This is a genomic window from Capnocytophaga endodontalis, assembly GCF_002209445.1.
Lineage (GTDB): Bacteria > Bacteroidota > Bacteroidia > Flavobacteriales > Flavobacteriaceae > Capnocytophaga > Capnocytophaga periodontitidis.
The window spans coordinates 3,272,991-3,287,426 of the sequence record NZ_CP022022.1 but is presented as its reverse complement, the minus strand read 5'-3'; the positions used below and the strand labels follow the sequence as shown (position 1 = coordinate 3,287,426).

22 protein-coding genes and 1 pseudogene are annotated in these 14,436 nt (G+C 38.2%); 19 read left to right on the top strand and 4 right to left on the bottom strand.

Annotated features, from left to right (window positions below; all coding sequences use genetic code 11):
- Nucleotides 1–8 precede the first annotated feature (8 nt).
- Together CBG49_RS14945 and CBG49_RS14940 are read right to left on the bottom strand one after the other, a co-directional pair.
- Complete coding sequence (locus CBG49_RS14945) at nucleotides 9–713, bottom strand: hypothetical protein (RefSeq protein WP_088595114.1); 705 nt, start codon at nucleotides 711–713, stop codon at nucleotides 9–11.
- Between the two features lie 184 nt (nucleotides 714–897).
- A complete protein-coding gene (locus tag CBG49_RS14940) occupies nucleotides 898–2,766 on the bottom strand; it encodes a M1 family metallopeptidase (RefSeq protein ID WP_088595348.1) in 1,869 nt (622 codons plus the stop codon).
- Nucleotides 2,767–2,912: 146 nt separating this feature from the next.
- On the opposite strand from CBG49_RS14940, the gene CBG49_RS14935 reads away from it, so the two are divergent.
- The 10 genes and pseudogenes from CBG49_RS14935 to purB all read left to right on the top strand — a co-directional run bounded on the left by CBG49_RS14935 (nucleotide 2,913) and on the right by purB (nucleotide 8,669).
- Nucleotides 2,913–3,695 (top strand): TerC family protein, encoded by a 783-nt coding sequence (locus CBG49_RS14935; protein ID WP_088595113.1) that lies wholly within the window; start codon nucleotides 2,913–2,915, stop codon nucleotides 3,693–3,695.
- Nucleotides 3,696–3,709: 14 nt separating this feature from the next.
- The gene (locus CBG49_RS14930; RefSeq protein ID WP_009750893.1) at nucleotides 3,710–3,943 is read left to right on the top strand and encodes a hypothetical protein; all 234 of its coding nucleotides are present in this window, start codon (nucleotides 3,710–3,712) and stop codon (nucleotides 3,941–3,943) included.
- A gap of 4 nt (nucleotides 3,944–3,947) precedes the next feature.
- Nucleotides 3,948–4,276, top strand: a pseudogene (locus CBG49_RS14925) (type II toxin-antitoxin system YafQ family toxin).
- A gap of 3 nt (nucleotides 4,277–4,279) precedes the next feature.
- On the top strand, nucleotides 4,280–4,654 hold the full coding sequence (locus CBG49_RS14920) for a hypothetical protein (RefSeq protein WP_088595112.1): 375 nt from the start codon (nucleotides 4,280–4,282) through the stop codon (nucleotides 4,652–4,654).
- Nucleotides 4,655–4,688: 34 nt separating this feature from the next.
- Nucleotides 4,689–4,889, top strand: a complete 201-nt coding sequence (locus CBG49_RS14915; RefSeq protein ID WP_088595111.1) for a hypothetical protein — start codon at nucleotides 4,689–4,691, stop codon at nucleotides 4,887–4,889.
- Nucleotides 4,890–5,201: 312 nt separating this feature from the next.
- The gene (locus CBG49_RS14905; protein ID WP_088595110.1) at nucleotides 5,202–5,447 is read left to right on the top strand and encodes a hypothetical protein; all 246 of its coding nucleotides are present in this window, start codon (nucleotides 5,202–5,204) and stop codon (nucleotides 5,445–5,447) included.
- On the top strand, nucleotides 5,425–5,718 hold the full coding sequence (locus CBG49_RS14900) for a type II toxin-antitoxin system RelE/ParE family toxin (protein ID WP_088595109.1): 294 nt from the start codon (nucleotides 5,425–5,427) through the stop codon (nucleotides 5,716–5,718). The genes CBG49_RS14905 and CBG49_RS14900 overlap by 23 nt, the downstream gene beginning before the upstream one ends.
- Nucleotides 5,719–5,744: 26 nt before the next feature.
- On the top strand, nucleotides 5,745–6,119 hold the full coding sequence (locus CBG49_RS14895) for a hypothetical protein (RefSeq protein WP_088595108.1): 375 nt from the start codon (nucleotides 5,745–5,747) through the stop codon (nucleotides 6,117–6,119).
- Nucleotides 6,120–6,168: 49 nt separating this feature from the next.
- Nucleotides 6,169–7,290: a DNA polymerase III subunit gene (locus CBG49_RS14890; RefSeq protein ID WP_088595107.1), complete on the top strand. Its 1,122-nt coding sequence runs from the start codon at nucleotides 6,169–6,171 to the stop codon at nucleotides 7,288–7,290.
- A gap of 47 nt (nucleotides 7,291–7,337) precedes the next feature.
- On the top strand, nucleotides 7,338–8,669 hold the full coding sequence (purB, locus tag CBG49_RS14885) for an adenylosuccinate lyase (protein WP_088595106.1): 1,332 nt from the start codon (nucleotides 7,338–7,340) through the stop codon (nucleotides 8,667–8,669).
- Between the two features lie 198 nt (nucleotides 8,670–8,867).
- Here purB and CBG49_RS16205 read toward each other — a convergent pair whose 3' ends face one another.
- The gene (locus CBG49_RS16205; protein WP_227002912.1) at nucleotides 8,868–9,512 is read right to left on the bottom strand and encodes a hypothetical protein; all 645 of its coding nucleotides are present in this window, start codon (nucleotides 9,510–9,512) and stop codon (nucleotides 8,868–8,870) included.
- Nucleotides 9,488–10,114: a hypothetical protein gene (locus tag CBG49_RS16200; protein WP_227002911.1), complete on the bottom strand. Its 627-nt coding sequence runs from the start codon at nucleotides 10,112–10,114 to the stop codon at nucleotides 9,488–9,490. The genes CBG49_RS16205 and CBG49_RS16200 overlap by 25 nt, the downstream gene beginning before the upstream one ends.
- Before the next feature lie 177 nt (nucleotides 10,115–10,291).
- Between CBG49_RS16200 and CBG49_RS14875 the strand changes: the two genes are divergently transcribed.
- From CBG49_RS14875 to CBG49_RS14835, 9 genes are all read left to right on the top strand, one after another.
- Nucleotides 10,292–10,546, top strand: a complete 255-nt coding sequence (locus tag CBG49_RS14875) for a hypothetical protein (protein WP_009413796.1) — start codon at nucleotides 10,292–10,294, stop codon at nucleotides 10,544–10,546.
- A 29-nt stretch (nucleotides 10,547–10,575) separates the two neighbouring features.
- Nucleotides 10,576–10,968, top strand: a complete 393-nt coding sequence (locus CBG49_RS15950; RefSeq protein ID WP_193433070.1) for a hypothetical protein — start codon at nucleotides 10,576–10,578, stop codon at nucleotides 10,966–10,968.
- An 86-nt stretch (nucleotides 10,969–11,054) separates the two neighbouring features.
- The gene (locus CBG49_RS14865) at nucleotides 11,055–11,558 is read left to right on the top strand and encodes a hypothetical protein (protein ID WP_088595105.1); all 504 of its coding nucleotides are present in this window, start codon (nucleotides 11,055–11,057) and stop codon (nucleotides 11,556–11,558) included.
- Nucleotides 11,559–11,747: 189 nt separating this feature from the next.
- Nucleotides 11,748–12,152, top strand: a complete 405-nt coding sequence (locus tag CBG49_RS14860) for a cysteine--tRNA ligase (RefSeq protein WP_009413793.1) — start codon at nucleotides 11,748–11,750, stop codon at nucleotides 12,150–12,152.
- A 24-nt stretch (nucleotides 12,153–12,176) separates the two neighbouring features.
- A complete protein-coding gene (locus CBG49_RS14855; RefSeq protein WP_009413792.1) occupies nucleotides 12,177–12,479 on the top strand; it encodes a hypothetical protein in 303 nt (100 codons plus the stop codon).
- Between the two features lie 72 nt (nucleotides 12,480–12,551).
- Nucleotides 12,552–12,755, top strand: coding sequence for a hypothetical protein (locus tag CBG49_RS14850; RefSeq protein WP_088595104.1), 204 nt, complete (start codon nucleotides 12,552–12,554; stop codon nucleotides 12,753–12,755).
- 11 nt (nucleotides 12,756–12,766) lie between these two features.
- A complete protein-coding gene (locus tag CBG49_RS14845; protein WP_088595103.1) occupies nucleotides 12,767–13,165 on the top strand; it encodes a hypothetical protein in 399 nt (132 codons plus the stop codon).
- A 16-nt stretch (nucleotides 13,166–13,181) separates the two neighbouring features.
- Nucleotides 13,182–13,595 (top strand): DUF6884 domain-containing protein, encoded by a 414-nt coding sequence (locus CBG49_RS14840; RefSeq protein ID WP_088595102.1) that lies wholly within the window; start codon nucleotides 13,182–13,184, stop codon nucleotides 13,593–13,595.
- Nucleotide 13,596: 1 nt separating this feature from the next.
- Nucleotides 13,597–14,256 carry a GIY-YIG domain-containing protein gene (locus tag CBG49_RS14835; protein WP_088595101.1) on the top strand — a complete coding sequence of 220 codons (660 nt, stop codon included), beginning with the start codon at nucleotides 13,597–13,599 and terminating at the stop codon, nucleotides 14,254–14,256.
- The last annotated feature ends 180 nt before the right edge of the window (nucleotides 14,257–14,436 follow it).

Below are 14,436 nucleotides of genomic sequence, written 5' to 3'. Positions count from 1 at the left end.
TATAAAACCTATTTCCGAAACAAGTTCCTCGCTGCTTTCTCACTGCATTTTTGGTGTTTAGCATAAGCCTTAGCTGCACGCAGGCGTATCTGTTCATCGCTTTCACCATTCACATAGCCCGTAAGTGCATCGTGAAGAGTGTAGGCTTCGGCAGCCATCAATCCTGAAGTCCAAACCAGTGGATTTACCTTTGCGTGTTGCAGGTGAGGCTCGAAAAAACGCTTACTATAGCACGCCAAGATAATCACATCGCGTGTCTTGCCATCGGTATTTTTATAAGTGGTGTTGAGTTGAAAATCCATCAGTCCGTCGTGTCCTACATACGCAACCAAATCGGCATTGCCAGCAGCGGCATTTTTCAAGAAGTTTTCTGTACAAGTTTTGATATATTTGCCGTCGTAAGCATCGGCGATGAGCGTATAGTTTTTAGTAGCGTGTTTAAAGGTTACTCGCTCCAAAATAATATCACTATAAGGCTTTTCCGATTTTATGAACTTCCATTCCTTACTGCGTTTAAAATAAGTGCGCACGCCATAACCACAACCCCAATAGAGGTTGCTATCAGCATCTTGCCCATTGCCAATCCCTTTGGGTACCGGCACAATGCCCTGATACTTATTATCGCAGAGGGCTACCAAAACGTGTATGGTTTTCGTCTGTTGCGCCCATATAGGGGCTGTAACCAAGCAAAAGAATAATAGGAGGTGTTTCATTGTGTTTTCAGTCAAATATTGTTTGTCTATTCCTAAGAAAGAATCTTTTATAGTTTTAATTATTTCAATCGAAATGTCTCGTTATATTCTTCTTAAAAGTCAAAGGTTTAGTAAAAAATCAAAGGTTGAAAAATGGTTTTGCTTTCCTCTACACCACCTTCAACCTTTGATTATTATTTAGAGCCTATTGTTTAAACACGTTGTTTTCTCTGTTGATATCCACACTTCTGTTGTTAGGGTCTAACACTATGCTTTGGATATCACTCAGTGGCATATCAAGCTCAAAAGTGTAAGTGAGGTTACCCCACCCCCAAGCAGGGAGCACAAGGTGAGAGTAAGCAGGATAAGTATTAGGTTTTTCGCCGTAAGTCATTCGCAAAGGCACATATACATATTGAGTTTTTCCAGCTTTATCAGTTACAAAAAGGTCGATAGAGAGGGGCAATCTGCCTAAACGCTTGAGGGTAACAGTAGTTTTATTGCCTTTGGCAGTCACCTTGTCGATAGCGTAATCGGCTACGTGGTCGGTTTGCATAAACTCGTTGAGAAACCACTGCAATTGCAAACCCGATACTTTTTCGGCAATGCGAATAAAATCGTTAGGGGTAGGATTTTTGAAAGCAAATTCGCGGTAGTAACGTTTGAGAGTTTTTAGTAGTGCCTCATTGCCCATTAAGTAATCTAATTGGGTGAGAAACAACTGACCTTTGTAATAAGCGGCAATGCTATAGGCGTAGTTGGTTGCATAACGATCGGAATGAGTGATAGTAGGCTCTTGCAAACCCGATTGTACCAAATTGAGGTAGCCCTCATAAGCATCTTCAAAAGGATATGCGTTTTGAGGGACAAGTCCTAAAACTTGCTGTTCCGCAAGGGTTTGTATATACGAAGTAAAGCCCTCGTCCATCCACGGATAAGCCGCTTCATCGGTAGCTAAAAGATGCTGAAACCAAGAGTGAGCCAATTCGTGAGTGGCAGTACCTACTAATTTTTCATATTTTTCACCGCCTACCATAAGGGTGCACATAGCGTATTCCATACCGCCGTCACCACCTTGGATAAAAGAGTATTGAGGCCAAGGGTAAGCACCGATGAGCTTGTTGAAATAATCAAATACTTTTAGCATATCAGGCTGAATGCGTTTCCAAGTTTCAGGATATTTCTTGTAGAAGAAGTGTATAGTTTTACCATCGGCAAGTTTGTGTTTGTCGTGTACATACTGAGGGTCGGCAGCCCAAGTGAAATCGTGTACGCGTTCGGCGACAAAGTGCCAAGTTCTGGTTTTTGCTTTTTTAGGTAGCGCAGGAACTTTCACCCCTTCATCTTCATAGCCAAAGCCTATTTCATTAGCGTTTTGGAGTATACCCGAACCTGCTACCATATAGGTTTTGTCGAGGGTGATTTTCACATCAAAATTACCCCAAACGCCATAGAACTCACGTCCTAAGTACTCTGTGGTGTGCCAACCTTGGTGATCGTAAGCCACCATTTTAGGGTACCATTGTGCCATTGAAAGAGCTACGCCATCGGGGTTGTTGCGTCCTGCACGGCGTATCATCACGGGCAACTGACCTTCAAAAGTCATATCGAGCACTGTTTTGCTATGAGGGAGGATAGGGGAGGGGAGGGTAACTTTCAAGATAGTACTCTCGTGAGTGAAAGTCGCTTTTTGCCCATCTTGAGTCATAGCTGTAATGCGCAAAGAGCCTATTTCGGAAGGTGATAGTTTGGCAATTCTACTCTCGTAGATAGGTTTTTGTTTAGTACCTACGTTGTTAGCCATACGTCTATCGGGGTCGGGGAGGGCTTGCAAGTTGCTGTCCATCTCGCTATTAGGCTGAAAAGCATTGTAGTAGAGGTGGTAGAATACCACGCGAAGAGTGTCGGGGGAGTTGTTTGTATACGTAAGTTTCTGGGTGCCTTTATACTGAAAGGTTTTCACATCCATTGTCACGTCCATTTGGTAATCAGCTTGTTGTTGCCAAGGATTGTCTTGTGCGCCTGCTTTCAGCGCAAAAGCGAAGCCACAAAGGGCTAATAGCATTTTTTTCATCAGATGAATTGTTTTAGTTTTTTTAGAAAGCGCAAAGATAAAGGTTAATTTGCTCATTTCCAAATTTGCTCATTAGCAAATTCTTTACTACCTTTGTCGCCTCAATTATTGTTAATTATTCATTATCAATTGTTAATTGAAATATTATGGATTTTTTATTTTCTGTTGATGCCCTTGTGGCGCTCCTTACCCTTACTTTCCTCGAAATAGTTTTGGGGATTGATAATGTGATATTTATCTCTATCGTTACAGGTAAATTACCCGAAAACCAACGCAAACGTGCTACTCGCTTGGGACTCTTCTTGGCAATGTTTATGCGTATAGGTTTGCTATTAGGGATTTCCTTCCTCATTCGTCTTAAAGACCCGCTTATCAGTTTTGATTGGGGTTGGTTCTCAGCACATTTCAACGGACAAGCACTGATACTTCTCGCGGGAGGTATTTTCTTACTATACAAATCAACTAAAGAAATTCACGCCAAAGTAAATCATATAGAGCACGTTACCGAATCGGAACAGCTTCAAGCGCGACAACACGCTTCATTTAGCGGAGTTATCGTGCAAATCTTACTGATAGACATCATTTTTTCAATAGATAGTATCCTCACAGCTGTGGGAATGACCAATGGATTGGAAGGTGCGATTTACCTAATGATTATCGCTGTAATTCTTTCGGTGGGAATAATGATGCTCTTTGCCAACCCAGTAGGTAATTTTGTGAACCGCAATCCGTCAATTCAAATATTAGCCCTTTCCTTCCTGATACTCATTGGCTTTATGCTCATTACCGAGAGTATGCACCTTTCGGAAGCGGTACTCGCTGGACAAACAGTAGGGGCAGTGCCTAAGGGTTATTTGTACTTTGCGATAGCTTTCTCATTGGGCGTTGAGTTTTTGAATATGAAAATGCGGAAGAAGACTAATAACTAAAAAAATAAAAAGATATGAATGCAATTTTAACCACTCCTCCACAAGGTATTTCTTTGGAAAATGCTATGAATATCCTTAAAAGTCTTAACTTTAATATTGTTGATGTTAAAAAATTAAAGAAGGAAGAGAAAGAGATTCCTAATCAAGAAACCAAAGAAGCTATGGCTGAAGCAGAAAGGTTGATAAAGGACAAAGATACACCTTTCTTTGATGATGTTGATGCGTTTTTGTCGTTCTTAAAAAACTAAGATTATGGAGTCTACAGAAACTAAAAAAGAAGATGAGTATAAGTATCAGTATCAGTTATTCTCTTCTACAAGTTTTAAGAAGGATTATAAGAAGTTTTTGAATGATAAGGTAAAAATAGCTAAGATAGATGATACTATTAAACAATTAAGAATTGGAGGTGTAGAACAGTTACCTCTAAAAATGAAAGCTCATTTTTTAACAGGAAATACAAAGGTCATTTAGAATGTCATATAGAGCCAGATTTACTCATTATTTGGCTACAATATGATGAAGAACAAAAGAGAATTGTTCTTACCCGTTTAGGCTCACATTCAGAACTTTTTAAAAAGTAAGAAATGAAAGTATACACCAAATGCAAACATTGCGCTGAAGAACTATCTTGCACTACAGAAGCTACTGACCGTGTGGAGTTTGCGATGCAAGAGGGGGAAGAAAAATCACTCGTCTGCCCTAACTGCAATCGCCGTTTTACTTATGAACCCAACGATTTTCGCGCCAAACCCTCAAAAATAGGGCAAATAGTAGCCTTAGCCATTCTCATTTTGGGAGTGCCTGCACTTATCTATGCTTTTGCAGGAAAGAACTACATAGTATTAGGAGGCTATTTGCTGATTCCGTGGGCTGTCTATGCGATTATCACCCAACAAGACCGCAGTAGAGTAAGCAGTTTTAACCAAGTGCTTTTTAGAAGAAAATCACAACGAGAATAACGAGCAATCTCTTTAATTAAATAAGATTAAAACAATGAATACAAATGTAATAGAATCAGAGAATTATGTAGAGGGAGTTAAAAAAGAAGACCTCTATGATGGGCTTACCCAAAAAGAGCTTGAGCAAATAGAACTTTCTAAAAAAGAAACTCATGCAGGGCTATGGTTTAGTCATTTAGAAGTACAACAAGATGCAAAAGCGCGTTATGGAAATAAGATGGTCATTGAGGGCTAGGATAAGTTATCTTGATACACTTGATTTTTGGTATAAGCATAACAAATCATACAATTATTCTCAAAAGATTATTGATGCTGTAGATGTACTTGAGAAAGAGTTGAAAGAAGCTCCCTATTTTTTGGCTAAATATATTGAACATTTAGAATTGTATAAGAAGAATTTTCTAAATTCTAAATTTTCAGTATAGTATGAGGTTCTAGAAGAAGAAAGGGTAATATCAATTATGCACTTTAGAAGTAATAAGCAAGAACCTTTATAAGGTATTTGAAATTAGAGCTAAATTTTCTTTAACTAAATAAGATTAAAACAATGAATACAACAACACTTAAAATAACTTTTGACAACGCCGATTTATTGTTGTTTCAACCTTTGTTTGATAGATTTAAAATAAAGACAACAGTTGTAGAAAACGATGATTTCTACAACGATTTGTCGGCAGAAGATATAGAAAATATAGAAAAATCTAAAGAACAAAAAAGATTAGGTCTTTACAAACATACTTCAGAAGTTCACAAATTAATACAAGAAAAACATGGAATTATTTTGGACAAATAATGCTATTGATAATCTTGATGAGACACTTACCTATTGGATAAGAAGAAATAAATCAAATGCTTATTCTGAAAAAATAGCAGTAGCAGTAGCAAAAGCTGAAAAAGAAATAAAAGAAAATCCTTATCGCTCTGATGAATATAGTGAAAGACTAAAAACACATAGAAAAGCGCTCCTTGATAGGAAATTTTCTATATTTTATGAAATAGATGAGGAAAGGAATATAATACTAATTACCTATTTTAGAAGTGCCAAACAAAAACCTTTGTTTTAACAGCTTTAAAAGTCCAAAATATTATTATGTACTCTGTTATTATCTTTTTAGGATTTTATAATTTGCTTTTTGCTGTTTTCCATTTGTTGTTTTGGAGACTTTTTAAATGGAAGGAAGAGGTGCAAAAACTCAGTTTTGCCAATCGCGGAATTATCCAAATCCTCAATATACAAATAATCTATTATTTTGTAGCAGTAGCAATAGTTTGTTTCTGTTTTACTAACGAACTTCTCACTACTAATTTAGGAAAATTTTTCTTACTTGGTAACTCGTTGTTCTGGGCAATACGTTTGGTACAACAATATATATTTTTGAGAAAAAATAGTTTTGTAATTCACATTCTGGCAGTGCTATTTTTGTTAGGAGCAGTATTATTTTTCTTGCCCTTGCTTTACTACTAACCCCCTGAAACCTAATCCCTAATCCCTGACCCCTAACACTCCCTAAACAATGAACAATATTTTAGGATATGACACTATAAAGAACTATTTAAAAGCTAGTGTGGAAGCAGGTCGCATTCCACACGCTCAGTTATTTGTCGCTGGCGAAGGACAAGGAGGACTGCTAATGGCAATCGCCTACGCGACTCTCATTCTTTCGCACGATAACCCTAAAGCAAAAAACCAATGTGCTCAACTCGCTCACCCCGACCTCCATTTTGCTTTCCCCACAGCGACTAACGACAAGGTGAAAAAAGACCCTATTAGCTCGCTCTTTATGGACGAATGGCGCACTTTTGTAAAGGAACAGCCCTATGGCTCTCTTTTCGATTGGTTCGTATTCCTTGGAATTGAGAAAAAACAAGCCAACATAGGGGTAAATGAGGCTAAAGAGATTACTAATAAGTTAGCACTGAAATCATTTGAAGGGGGCTATAAGGTGATGATTATCTGGATGGCAGAGAAGATGAATCCCGAAGCCTCTAACAAGCTCCTCAAACTCCTTGAAGAACCCGCCGATAAAACGGTCTTTCTCTTGGTGGTAGAAGATGAAAATGCCTTGTTAGACACTATCAAATCGCGTTGCCAAATTCTGCGCTTTCCGCCACTCAGTGAGAAAGCTATCAAGGAAGCGCTCATCGCACGTGGTTTGGCTGAAGCCGAAGCAACCAAAATAGCCCTACGCACTCAAGGAAACTTCAACAAAGCCCTCCAACTGATGGACAACAAAGAAAGCGAAGAAGCAACTTTTGAACGTTGGTTTATTGCGTGGGTGCGTACTGCCTACCGTGCGCGTGGCAACAAAGCCTCTATACGAGGACTCTTGCAATGGAGCGACGAGATTAATACGGTGAATAGAGAGATGCAAAAACAATTTTTACTCTATTGTGCAGAGGTGTTTCGTCAGGCATTTTTGCTGAACTACACAGCCTCCAATTTGGTGTATATGCAATTCAACGATCCTACTTTTCAACTTGCTAAATTTGCGCCTTTTATTCACGGCAACAATATCGAGGCAATACATAACCTCCTCGAAGAAGCCCAGTTACACGTGGAGCGCAATGGTAATGGCAAAGTTATTTTTACCGATTTGGCTATCAAACTCACCCGACTATTACACACTAAGCAATAAGACAATTTTTCTAATTTTCTAATCTGCTAATTTGCTAATTTGAAATTATGTTAACCGCAATTTCCCCCATTGATGGTCGTTATGCCGATAAAACGACCTCCCTTGTGCCTTTCTTTTCCGAAATGGCACTCATTCGTTATCGCGTACAAGTGGAAGTAGAGTACTTCATCGCGCTCTGTGAACTCCCCTTGCCTCAACTCGCTGCCTTTCCTAAGGAAAAATACACCGATTTGAGAAAACTCTACCAAAATTTTACCGAAGAGGAAGCTCTAAAAGTAAAAGAAATAGAGCAAACTACCAATCACGATGTGAAAGCGGTAGAATACTTTATAAAAGAAGCTTTCGATTATCTGCAACTGCAACCCTATAAGGAGTTTATCCACTTCGGGCTCACCTCTCAGGACATCAACAATACCGCTATTCCGCTTAGCATCAAGGAAGCCGTACAACAAGTGTATTTGCCTGCTTTAGAGCAATTACTCGGCAAACTGAGAAGTTTAGTAGTCCAATGGAAAGATGTGCCATTGTTAGCGCGCACTCACGGTCAGCCAGCATCTCCTACGCGTTTGGGTAAAGAGTTTGAGGTGTTTGTCGTGCGTATGGAACAACAGTTACAAACCCTTATTGCAGTGCCTTATGCTGCCAAATTTGGCGGAGCTACTGGCAACTACAACGCTCATAAAGTAGCCTATCCTAATATCGATTGGAAGGCTTTCGGCACCCGCTTTGTTGAGGAAATATTGGTGTTACACCACTCATTCCCTACTACCCAAATTGAACATTACGACCATTTAGCTGCTCTTTTCGACGCTCTCAAACGCATCAATACGATTCTCATCGATTTGAATCGCGATATTTGGACGTATATCTCTATGGATTACTTCAAACAACAGATAAAAGCAGGCGAGGTAGGCTCTTCGGCTATGCCTCATAAGGTAAATCCTATTGATTTTGAAAACTCTGAAGGTAATTTAGGTATTGCCAACGCTCTTTTAGAGCATTTATCGGCGAAATTGCCTATTTCCCGTCTACAGCGCGACCTCACCGATAGTACAGTATTGCGCAATGTAGGGGTGCCTTTTGGTCATATACTCATCGCCCTGCAATCTACCCTCAAAGGGCTCAATAAACTCCTTTTAAACGAAGATAAAATCCGTCAAGATTTACAAGACCATTGGGCAGTAGTAGCCGAAGCTATTCAAACGATTTTACGTCGTGAAGGTTATCCTAATCCGTATGAAGCCCTCAAAGCCCTCACGCGCACCAATACTGCTATCACAGCCGAGACTATCAGTAACTTCATTGATACCTTGGAAGTAAGTGAAGATGTAAAGGCAGAACTAAAAGTCATCACCCCCGAGAACTATACAGGAGTTTAGTTTAGGTAAGAGATAAGAAGTAAGAAAAATGGGGCTGTCCGAAAAGTCTAAAAATAGCTTTTGCATCATAAACTTTGTCAAAGTCCCAAAACTTTGACAGATTCTATAAATCTGATAATCAATCACTTTTGTAGTATGTTATGTGTGGACGTTTTGCAAACGCCCACACAAATAAAATTCTTCAAACAGATTTATTTTTTATTGGAATAGTTGTATCAAATTTTCTATGACCCCGAAGTTTGTTTGCTTAGCAAGGGTGCGCAAGCGCTCTTTTAAGGTCAGACGCTTGCTTAACTCTCCTTTTTTACAGCGCTTCAAATCGATGAGAAGTTGCTGAATTTCTTCATATACCCTCGTTTTCCAATGCGGCTGACGTTTAGAAACAAGCTCAGGAATAGAAGGGTCAAACAAACGCAACATATCCACCGTTTGGGCAGCAAATTGAGTGTCGCGCTCATATACAAAACGCTGCGACATATTTTCTACAGGATCTTTCGTTAGAAAAAGTTCTTCGCTAAAAGTACTATAAATCTCTATTGCAAAATCCACTTTTCCCATCCATATAAGAGCATTACACAGTTTAGAAATGAGGATATCAGGAGTGTTAAATTCCTCATCAAACACGTGTAAGGGTTTGGCGCGTAGATTGCGATGTAAAGCAGCTTCAGCCACGCGAATCGCTTCTTGTTCATTGTTGTTCAAGTAAGCCAATACTACTTTGGCTATGGTATAGCGTGTTTCAGGGTAATGAAAGAAACTATCAGGATAATCTCGCCATACCGATTCAATGTATTTATCAGCTTCTGTAGTATATTTTTCTACAAAACCTGCCCCCCCCCCCATTTTGTACTACAGAATACGCCGTAAGCCAGAAAAGAATTTTGGCATACTCTCAAGTGTTCCAAAGGTTGAGTGGCGAGATAGGTTTCAATGAGGTGAACATAACTCGCTTGTGCCATATAATCGTAGTACGGGAACCAAGGGTAAAGCGACTGAGTGATTTTTGGGGTGTTCTTATAGCGTTCCAAGAACGAATAGGCATAAGGCAAATCGTTTAAAATGATAGGAGCGTAAGCCTCGTGAGTGTCACGCAGTTTAACGTCGAAAAAACTCGCGCCCGAGAAAGCAATAGTGTCGTAGAAAGAGTTGATAACCTCGCGCAGTTGTGTAGGGGTAGCAGGGGTTGTGTTGTTACAAAAGCTCTGCCAGTCAGCAAAACCAATGTAGTTACACAGCAAATTTAAGCTTGCAGTGCTAAGTTGTTTCTCCTTGTCAATTTTTCCAAAGAAGCGGCGCAAGGTTTGGGTAGATAGACGCGTTTTTTCCGATAATTCTTCAAAGTCAGCTATAGAAGTAACTGTTTTTCCAAAGGAGCGGTTTACTTCGTTTTGTAAGCGGTTAATGTGTTGTTTATAAGCGTTATCAGTAGCTAAATCATTTGTCATTTTCCACGTCAAGTATTTATAATAAGGGTGCAAATATACACAAAAAACACCAAACTGTACAAAATTGTACAGAAATTCTATACACAATTGTACAAAATTGGACTTTCGTATTTTTTGAAGCGATTATACTTTTGCCCCTGAAAAAAGATAACAACAGAAACCGAAAAATAATAAATAATGTCAGTAGAATATTACAGAAAACAAATCATCGACCTCAGAGCGCGATTAGCCAAAGAGAAAGAAAACAAGAAGAAGGACAATGCTTATTATGGCGATATGGCAAAAAAAGCTTCTTCTCCTAGTAGTAAAGCTTCTTATAAAAAGACTAAAGTAGATAAAGCCGCTTCTCACGACCGTGCTATCGAAAGTCTCAAAAAACAAATAGAGCGTTCTAAAGAAAGTCTTGCTCGCGAAAAGGCAAGAAAAAAATAAACAAGTAAACAATTTAAAATTTTTATAATATGATTAAGCAATACAAAGAATTGGTAGCTACTGATTTGTATATCGTGGCTATCTACGACAACAAGTCTATCGACGTGTACGACCGCTACGAAAATGCTAAAGGTGCTTTGCGCCAAATCGCTGATGAAAACAACTTCAAGTATGACGAATCTTGGAATACTCGTCAGTTTGGCAAAAAATTAATTGATGCTCTTGGTGGTGGAGCTCCTGCTATTGCTGATGAAACTTACTGTGTGTATACCGATGCCAAAGGTACCGTTATCTGTGGAAGCAAGTTTGAAGGTAGTACTAAAGAAGGTTTGCGTACCGTAGCTACTAAGTACAAAATTAAGTACGACGAGGCTTGGAATACTCAACAGTTCGGTAAAAAAGTAATTGAAGCTTTACGATAAGAACTGATTTCTAAGAGAGTGTCTATTTTTTAGGCACTCTCTAAAAAAAACACTAAAACATACTAACACTAAATAAAGAAATAAAAATGGCAAAAAAAGCTCTTGTAACAGGAAGAACACAGAACAGAACAGCCCTTGGTATTATTGCTGCTTATTTAGAAATGTACCCTAGTACAACTCTAAGTGAGTTAAAACAAATATTCGCAAAAAGTAGTGTATGTCCCGATGCAGGTATTGGTGAACTATTCTACACTACTAAAGACCTTGAGGCTGAGAAAAAAGCAGGAAATGAATGGTTTGAAAAAGACCAAGCTTGCTTTACTCAAGATGGTGAATGGTTAAAAGTAAAAGACAATAAAATCGCTTTCTGCAAAATGTGGACAGCTCCCAGCCTTGCTAAACTACAACAAAAAGCCGAACAATATGGTATCACAGCCCAAGTAGGCGACCTTCCTAAAACCGACCCTAACTACAAAGTAGGGTATGCAATCACTTATGAAGGTGGTAAAAAAGGAATTCCTTTTTGGGTGTGGATTGTATTGTTAGTATTCTTGGCAGGAATCGCCTATTTTTTATTAACCAATAAATAAGAGAAACCTGCTGCTACTCAAACCATTTCTCTTACTGAAGAAGTACAAAAAGTAGAGTCGCCTCAGCTATGAAGGTTTTGGAAGTAGCAAACAAAAAACACTAATACCCCCAACTCCGATGAAAATAGACGTGTGGAGTTTATCGTACTTAAATAAAACATTTTTTTAACACTTAAAAATTCTAATATTATGGGAATTAAAACAAAAACTATTGCCCCTTTTATCGCTGCTGCTGCAACTGCACAAGGAGCCTACGATGAAATTGCACAAGAATGTGTAGCCGATTTGGCTGAAGAACTCGAACTCAACGACCTACAAAAAGAAGTAGAGGCAGCTTTCAAAAAAATAGAAAAACTCAGCGATGACGATTTCGATGCTTATCTCGAGGAAGCTGCTAAAGCTGTGAAAGCTGGTGAAAAAGAAGCTACATTGCTTATTAGCCTGCAAGTATTAGCATCCGATGGTGTGATTACTGCCGACGAGATGGAAAACTATTTTGCTTTTGCTGAACTACTTGGCATAGACGATGAAAAAGCAAGCGAATTGTTTGACGATTTTGTAGAAGAAGCTGATGATTTAGAAATCGAAGCCTAATGTATAACCTTAAATTTTAAAACTATGGCACTAAAAAAAACAGCAACTGGAAAAGTAGATAAAAGAACTACTGAATACAAAGAAATGGTAGAAAGAGCAAAAAAAGCTCGTGAAGCTGCTAAAAAAGAAAAAGAAAAGGCAGCTAAAAAATCCGACAAGAAAACTACAACTTCAAGCGGGGTAAAAAGAAAAGCTGACGGTAAAGTAGACCTTCGTACCAAAGAAGGAAAAGCTATAGCCGAAAGAATGGAAAAAGCCCGTAAAGCCAAAGAAAAAAATAAAAAGAAAGGCGGCGTATTGTCACGACTCATTAAAAAATTAGTATAATAGCAATACACACTTTTTTCAACTTTGCCTGAGTTCCTAACTTAGGCAAAGTTAATATTAAATAATCAACTTATGGGACTATTTAGCAGTATTTTAAAAGGAACAGGATTCTCTTTTTCGTGGAAACGTGCTGTAGGACTTACAGCACTCCGCAGTAAAACCTCTCGCAGAATAGGAGTGCCTACTTCTCGCCAAGGGGTAGAACGCAAAATAGGTGCAACTTTATTGGGAGCCCTATTTGGCACAAGCAAAAAGAAAGGAAGAAAGAAAAAATAAATATTTGTACAATGAAAAAATATAAAGAAATAGCAGTTAAAGGGAAATATATAGTGGTTTTGTATGACAATAATGCTGTAGAAGTATATGTAAAACAAAAAGTGACTATTGCAATTCTGCATAAAATAGCTGGCGAAAACGGGCTTAAATTTCATCAAGATACAGCCGTTGAAAATGGCATAGAATGGTTTGCTAAAAAGATACTTGACACATTGGGAGACCCCAATGCTATCGTGGGAGGAGAAGATTGTTTGTATATAAACAAAAATAATACTCTTATTTGTGGAAATCGCTACGCGGGAACAGTCAAGGAAGCTTTAAGAAAAATCGCTGAGGAATTTGAAATAGACTATCAAGATACTTGGAATACTCAGCAATTTGGTCGTAAAATTATAAATGAGTTAAAATAATAGATACTATTAGTTTATGAAAAAAATAGTACTAATCTCTTGTGTTTCAAAAAAAGCTCCTCAGCCTATGCAAGCAGAGGAGCTATACCAAAGCCCTTTATTTGTAAAAAGTTTAGCTTATGCTAAAAAGCTAAGACCCGATGCTATTTACATATTATCGGCACTACATCATCTGCTCCCTCTTGATAAAGTAACCGCCCCATATAACCTTACTCTCAACACTATGAGTAAAAAGGAAAGAACAGAATGGGGTAAGAAAGTAGTGGAGCAACTTAAACAAGTGACAAATTTAGAAAAAGATACTTTTGTGATTTTGGCAGGAGAAAACTACCTCACACCTATCCAATCTCACCTAAAACATCTCGAACTCCCCTTAAAAGGAATGAAAATAGGTGAACGACTACAATTTTTAACGAATAAAACAGCTTAAAATGAACTCATTCGCAGTACAATTACATCAGTTATTTAACGCGCAAAAGCGTTTTACTTTTCCTTTTGAAGTAAATAAGAATGAAATTCCTACTAATGGTATTTATATCATCTTTGAGAAAGGTGAAAAATTTAATGATTGTGATAGAATCATCAGAGTAGGTACCCATATAGGGGACAATCAACTCTATTCTCGCTTAAAACAACATTTTGTAAAAGAGAATAAGAATAGAAGCATTTTTAGAAAAAATATAGGGCGTAGTCTGTTGCGTAAAGATGATCCTCATCACCCTTATGCTGAAAAATGGGAGTATGATACTACCTCAAAGGAAGGTAAACAAAAATATGCTCACTTGCTGGATGTAAATTTTGAAAAGGCTTTAGAAAAGCGAATTAGTGAATATATACAGCAAAACCTCTCTTTTGCAGTATTTGAAGTAAAAACTAAAGACGACCGACTTTTCTGGGAGAGCAGAATCATTTCTACCCTTTCTAATGCTGCAAAAGCAGGTGAAATAAAACCTTCTGAAAATTGGTTAGGCAGTTATTCTCCTAATGAAAAGATTAAAAAAAGCGGACTTTGGTTAGTGAATGAATTGTATAAACAAAGTCTCAACGACGAAGAATTTGAAAAGCTAAAAAACTTAGTAGAAGGTAAATAATTTGATCACTTTCAAGCACTCCCCTGTTATGTGAGTCTTATAAAGGCTAAACCTTAATCAGGTGTCAGGTGTTTAGTAATAATCAAACAAAAACCACCGCTATGCATTTACGCGCTCAGCGGTGGTTTTTTTATTGTCCTAACTTTCCTAATTGTCAAATTATTATTACCTTTGCGTCTC

Coding starts and splice junctions, on each gene's coding strand:
- CBG49_RS14875 (WP_009413796.1), top strand. CDS start 10,292: ATGTCAGTAGAATATTACAGAAAACAAATCATCGACCTCAGAGCGCGA.
- CBG49_RS14855 (WP_009413792.1), top strand. CDS start 12,177: ATGGCACTAAAAAAAACAGCAACTGGAAAAGTAGATAAAAGAACTACT.
- CBG49_RS14865 (WP_088595105.1), top strand. CDS start 11,055: ATGGCAAAAAAAGCTCTTGTAACAGGAAGAACACAGAACAGAACAGCC.
- CBG49_RS14940 (WP_088595348.1), bottom strand. CDS start 2,766: ATGAAAAAAATGCTATTAGCCCTTTGTGGCTTCGCTTTTGCGCTGAAA.
- CBG49_RS14895 (WP_088595108.1), top strand. CDS start 5,745: ATGTACTCTGTTATTATCTTTTTAGGATTTTATAATTTGCTTTTTGCT.
- CBG49_RS14845 (WP_088595103.1), top strand. CDS start 12,767: ATGAAAAAATATAAAGAAATAGCAGTTAAAGGGAAATATATAGTGGTT.
- CBG49_RS14920 (WP_088595112.1), top strand. CDS start 4,280: ATGAAAGTATACACCAAATGCAAACATTGCGCTGAAGAACTATCTTGC.
- purB (WP_088595106.1), top strand. CDS start 7,338: ATGTTAACCGCAATTTCCCCCATTGATGGTCGTTATGCCGATAAAACG.
- CBG49_RS14890 (WP_088595107.1), top strand. CDS start 6,169: ATGAACAATATTTTAGGATATGACACTATAAAGAACTATTTAAAAGCT.
- CBG49_RS14835 (WP_088595101.1), top strand. CDS start 13,597: ATGAACTCATTCGCAGTACAATTACATCAGTTATTTAACGCGCAAAAG.
- CBG49_RS15950 (WP_193433070.1), top strand. CDS start 10,576: ATGATTAAGCAATACAAAGAATTGGTAGCTACTGATTTGTATATCGTG.
- CBG49_RS14860 (WP_009413793.1), top strand. CDS start 11,748: ATGGGAATTAAAACAAAAACTATTGCCCCTTTTATCGCTGCTGCTGCA.
- CBG49_RS16200 (WP_227002911.1), bottom strand. CDS start 10,114: ATGACAAATGATTTAGCTACTGATAACGCTTATAAACAACACATTAAC.
- CBG49_RS16205 (WP_227002912.1), bottom strand. CDS start 9,512: ATGGGGGGGGGGGCAGGTTTTGTAGAAAAATATACTACAGAAGCTGAT.
- CBG49_RS14945 (WP_088595114.1), bottom strand. CDS start 713: ATGAAACACCTCCTATTATTCTTTTGCTTGGTTACAGCCCCTATATGG.
- CBG49_RS14840 (WP_088595102.1), top strand. CDS start 13,182: ATGAAAAAAATAGTACTAATCTCTTGTGTTTCAAAAAAAGCTCCTCAG.
- CBG49_RS14905 (WP_088595110.1), top strand. CDS start 5,202: ATGAATACAACAACACTTAAAATAACTTTTGACAACGCCGATTTATTG.
- CBG49_RS14930 (WP_009750893.1), top strand. CDS start 3,710: ATGAATGCAATTTTAACCACTCCTCCACAAGGTATTTCTTTGGAAAAT.
- CBG49_RS14900 (WP_088595109.1), top strand. CDS start 5,425: ATGGAATTATTTTGGACAAATAATGCTATTGATAATCTTGATGAGACA.
- CBG49_RS14935 (WP_088595113.1), top strand. CDS start 2,913: ATGGATTTTTTATTTTCTGTTGATGCCCTTGTGGCGCTCCTTACCCTT.
- CBG49_RS14850 (WP_088595104.1), top strand. CDS start 12,552: ATGGGACTATTTAGCAGTATTTTAAAAGGAACAGGATTCTCTTTTTCG.
- CBG49_RS14915 (WP_088595111.1), top strand. CDS start 4,689: ATGAATACAAATGTAATAGAATCAGAGAATTATGTAGAGGGAGTTAAA.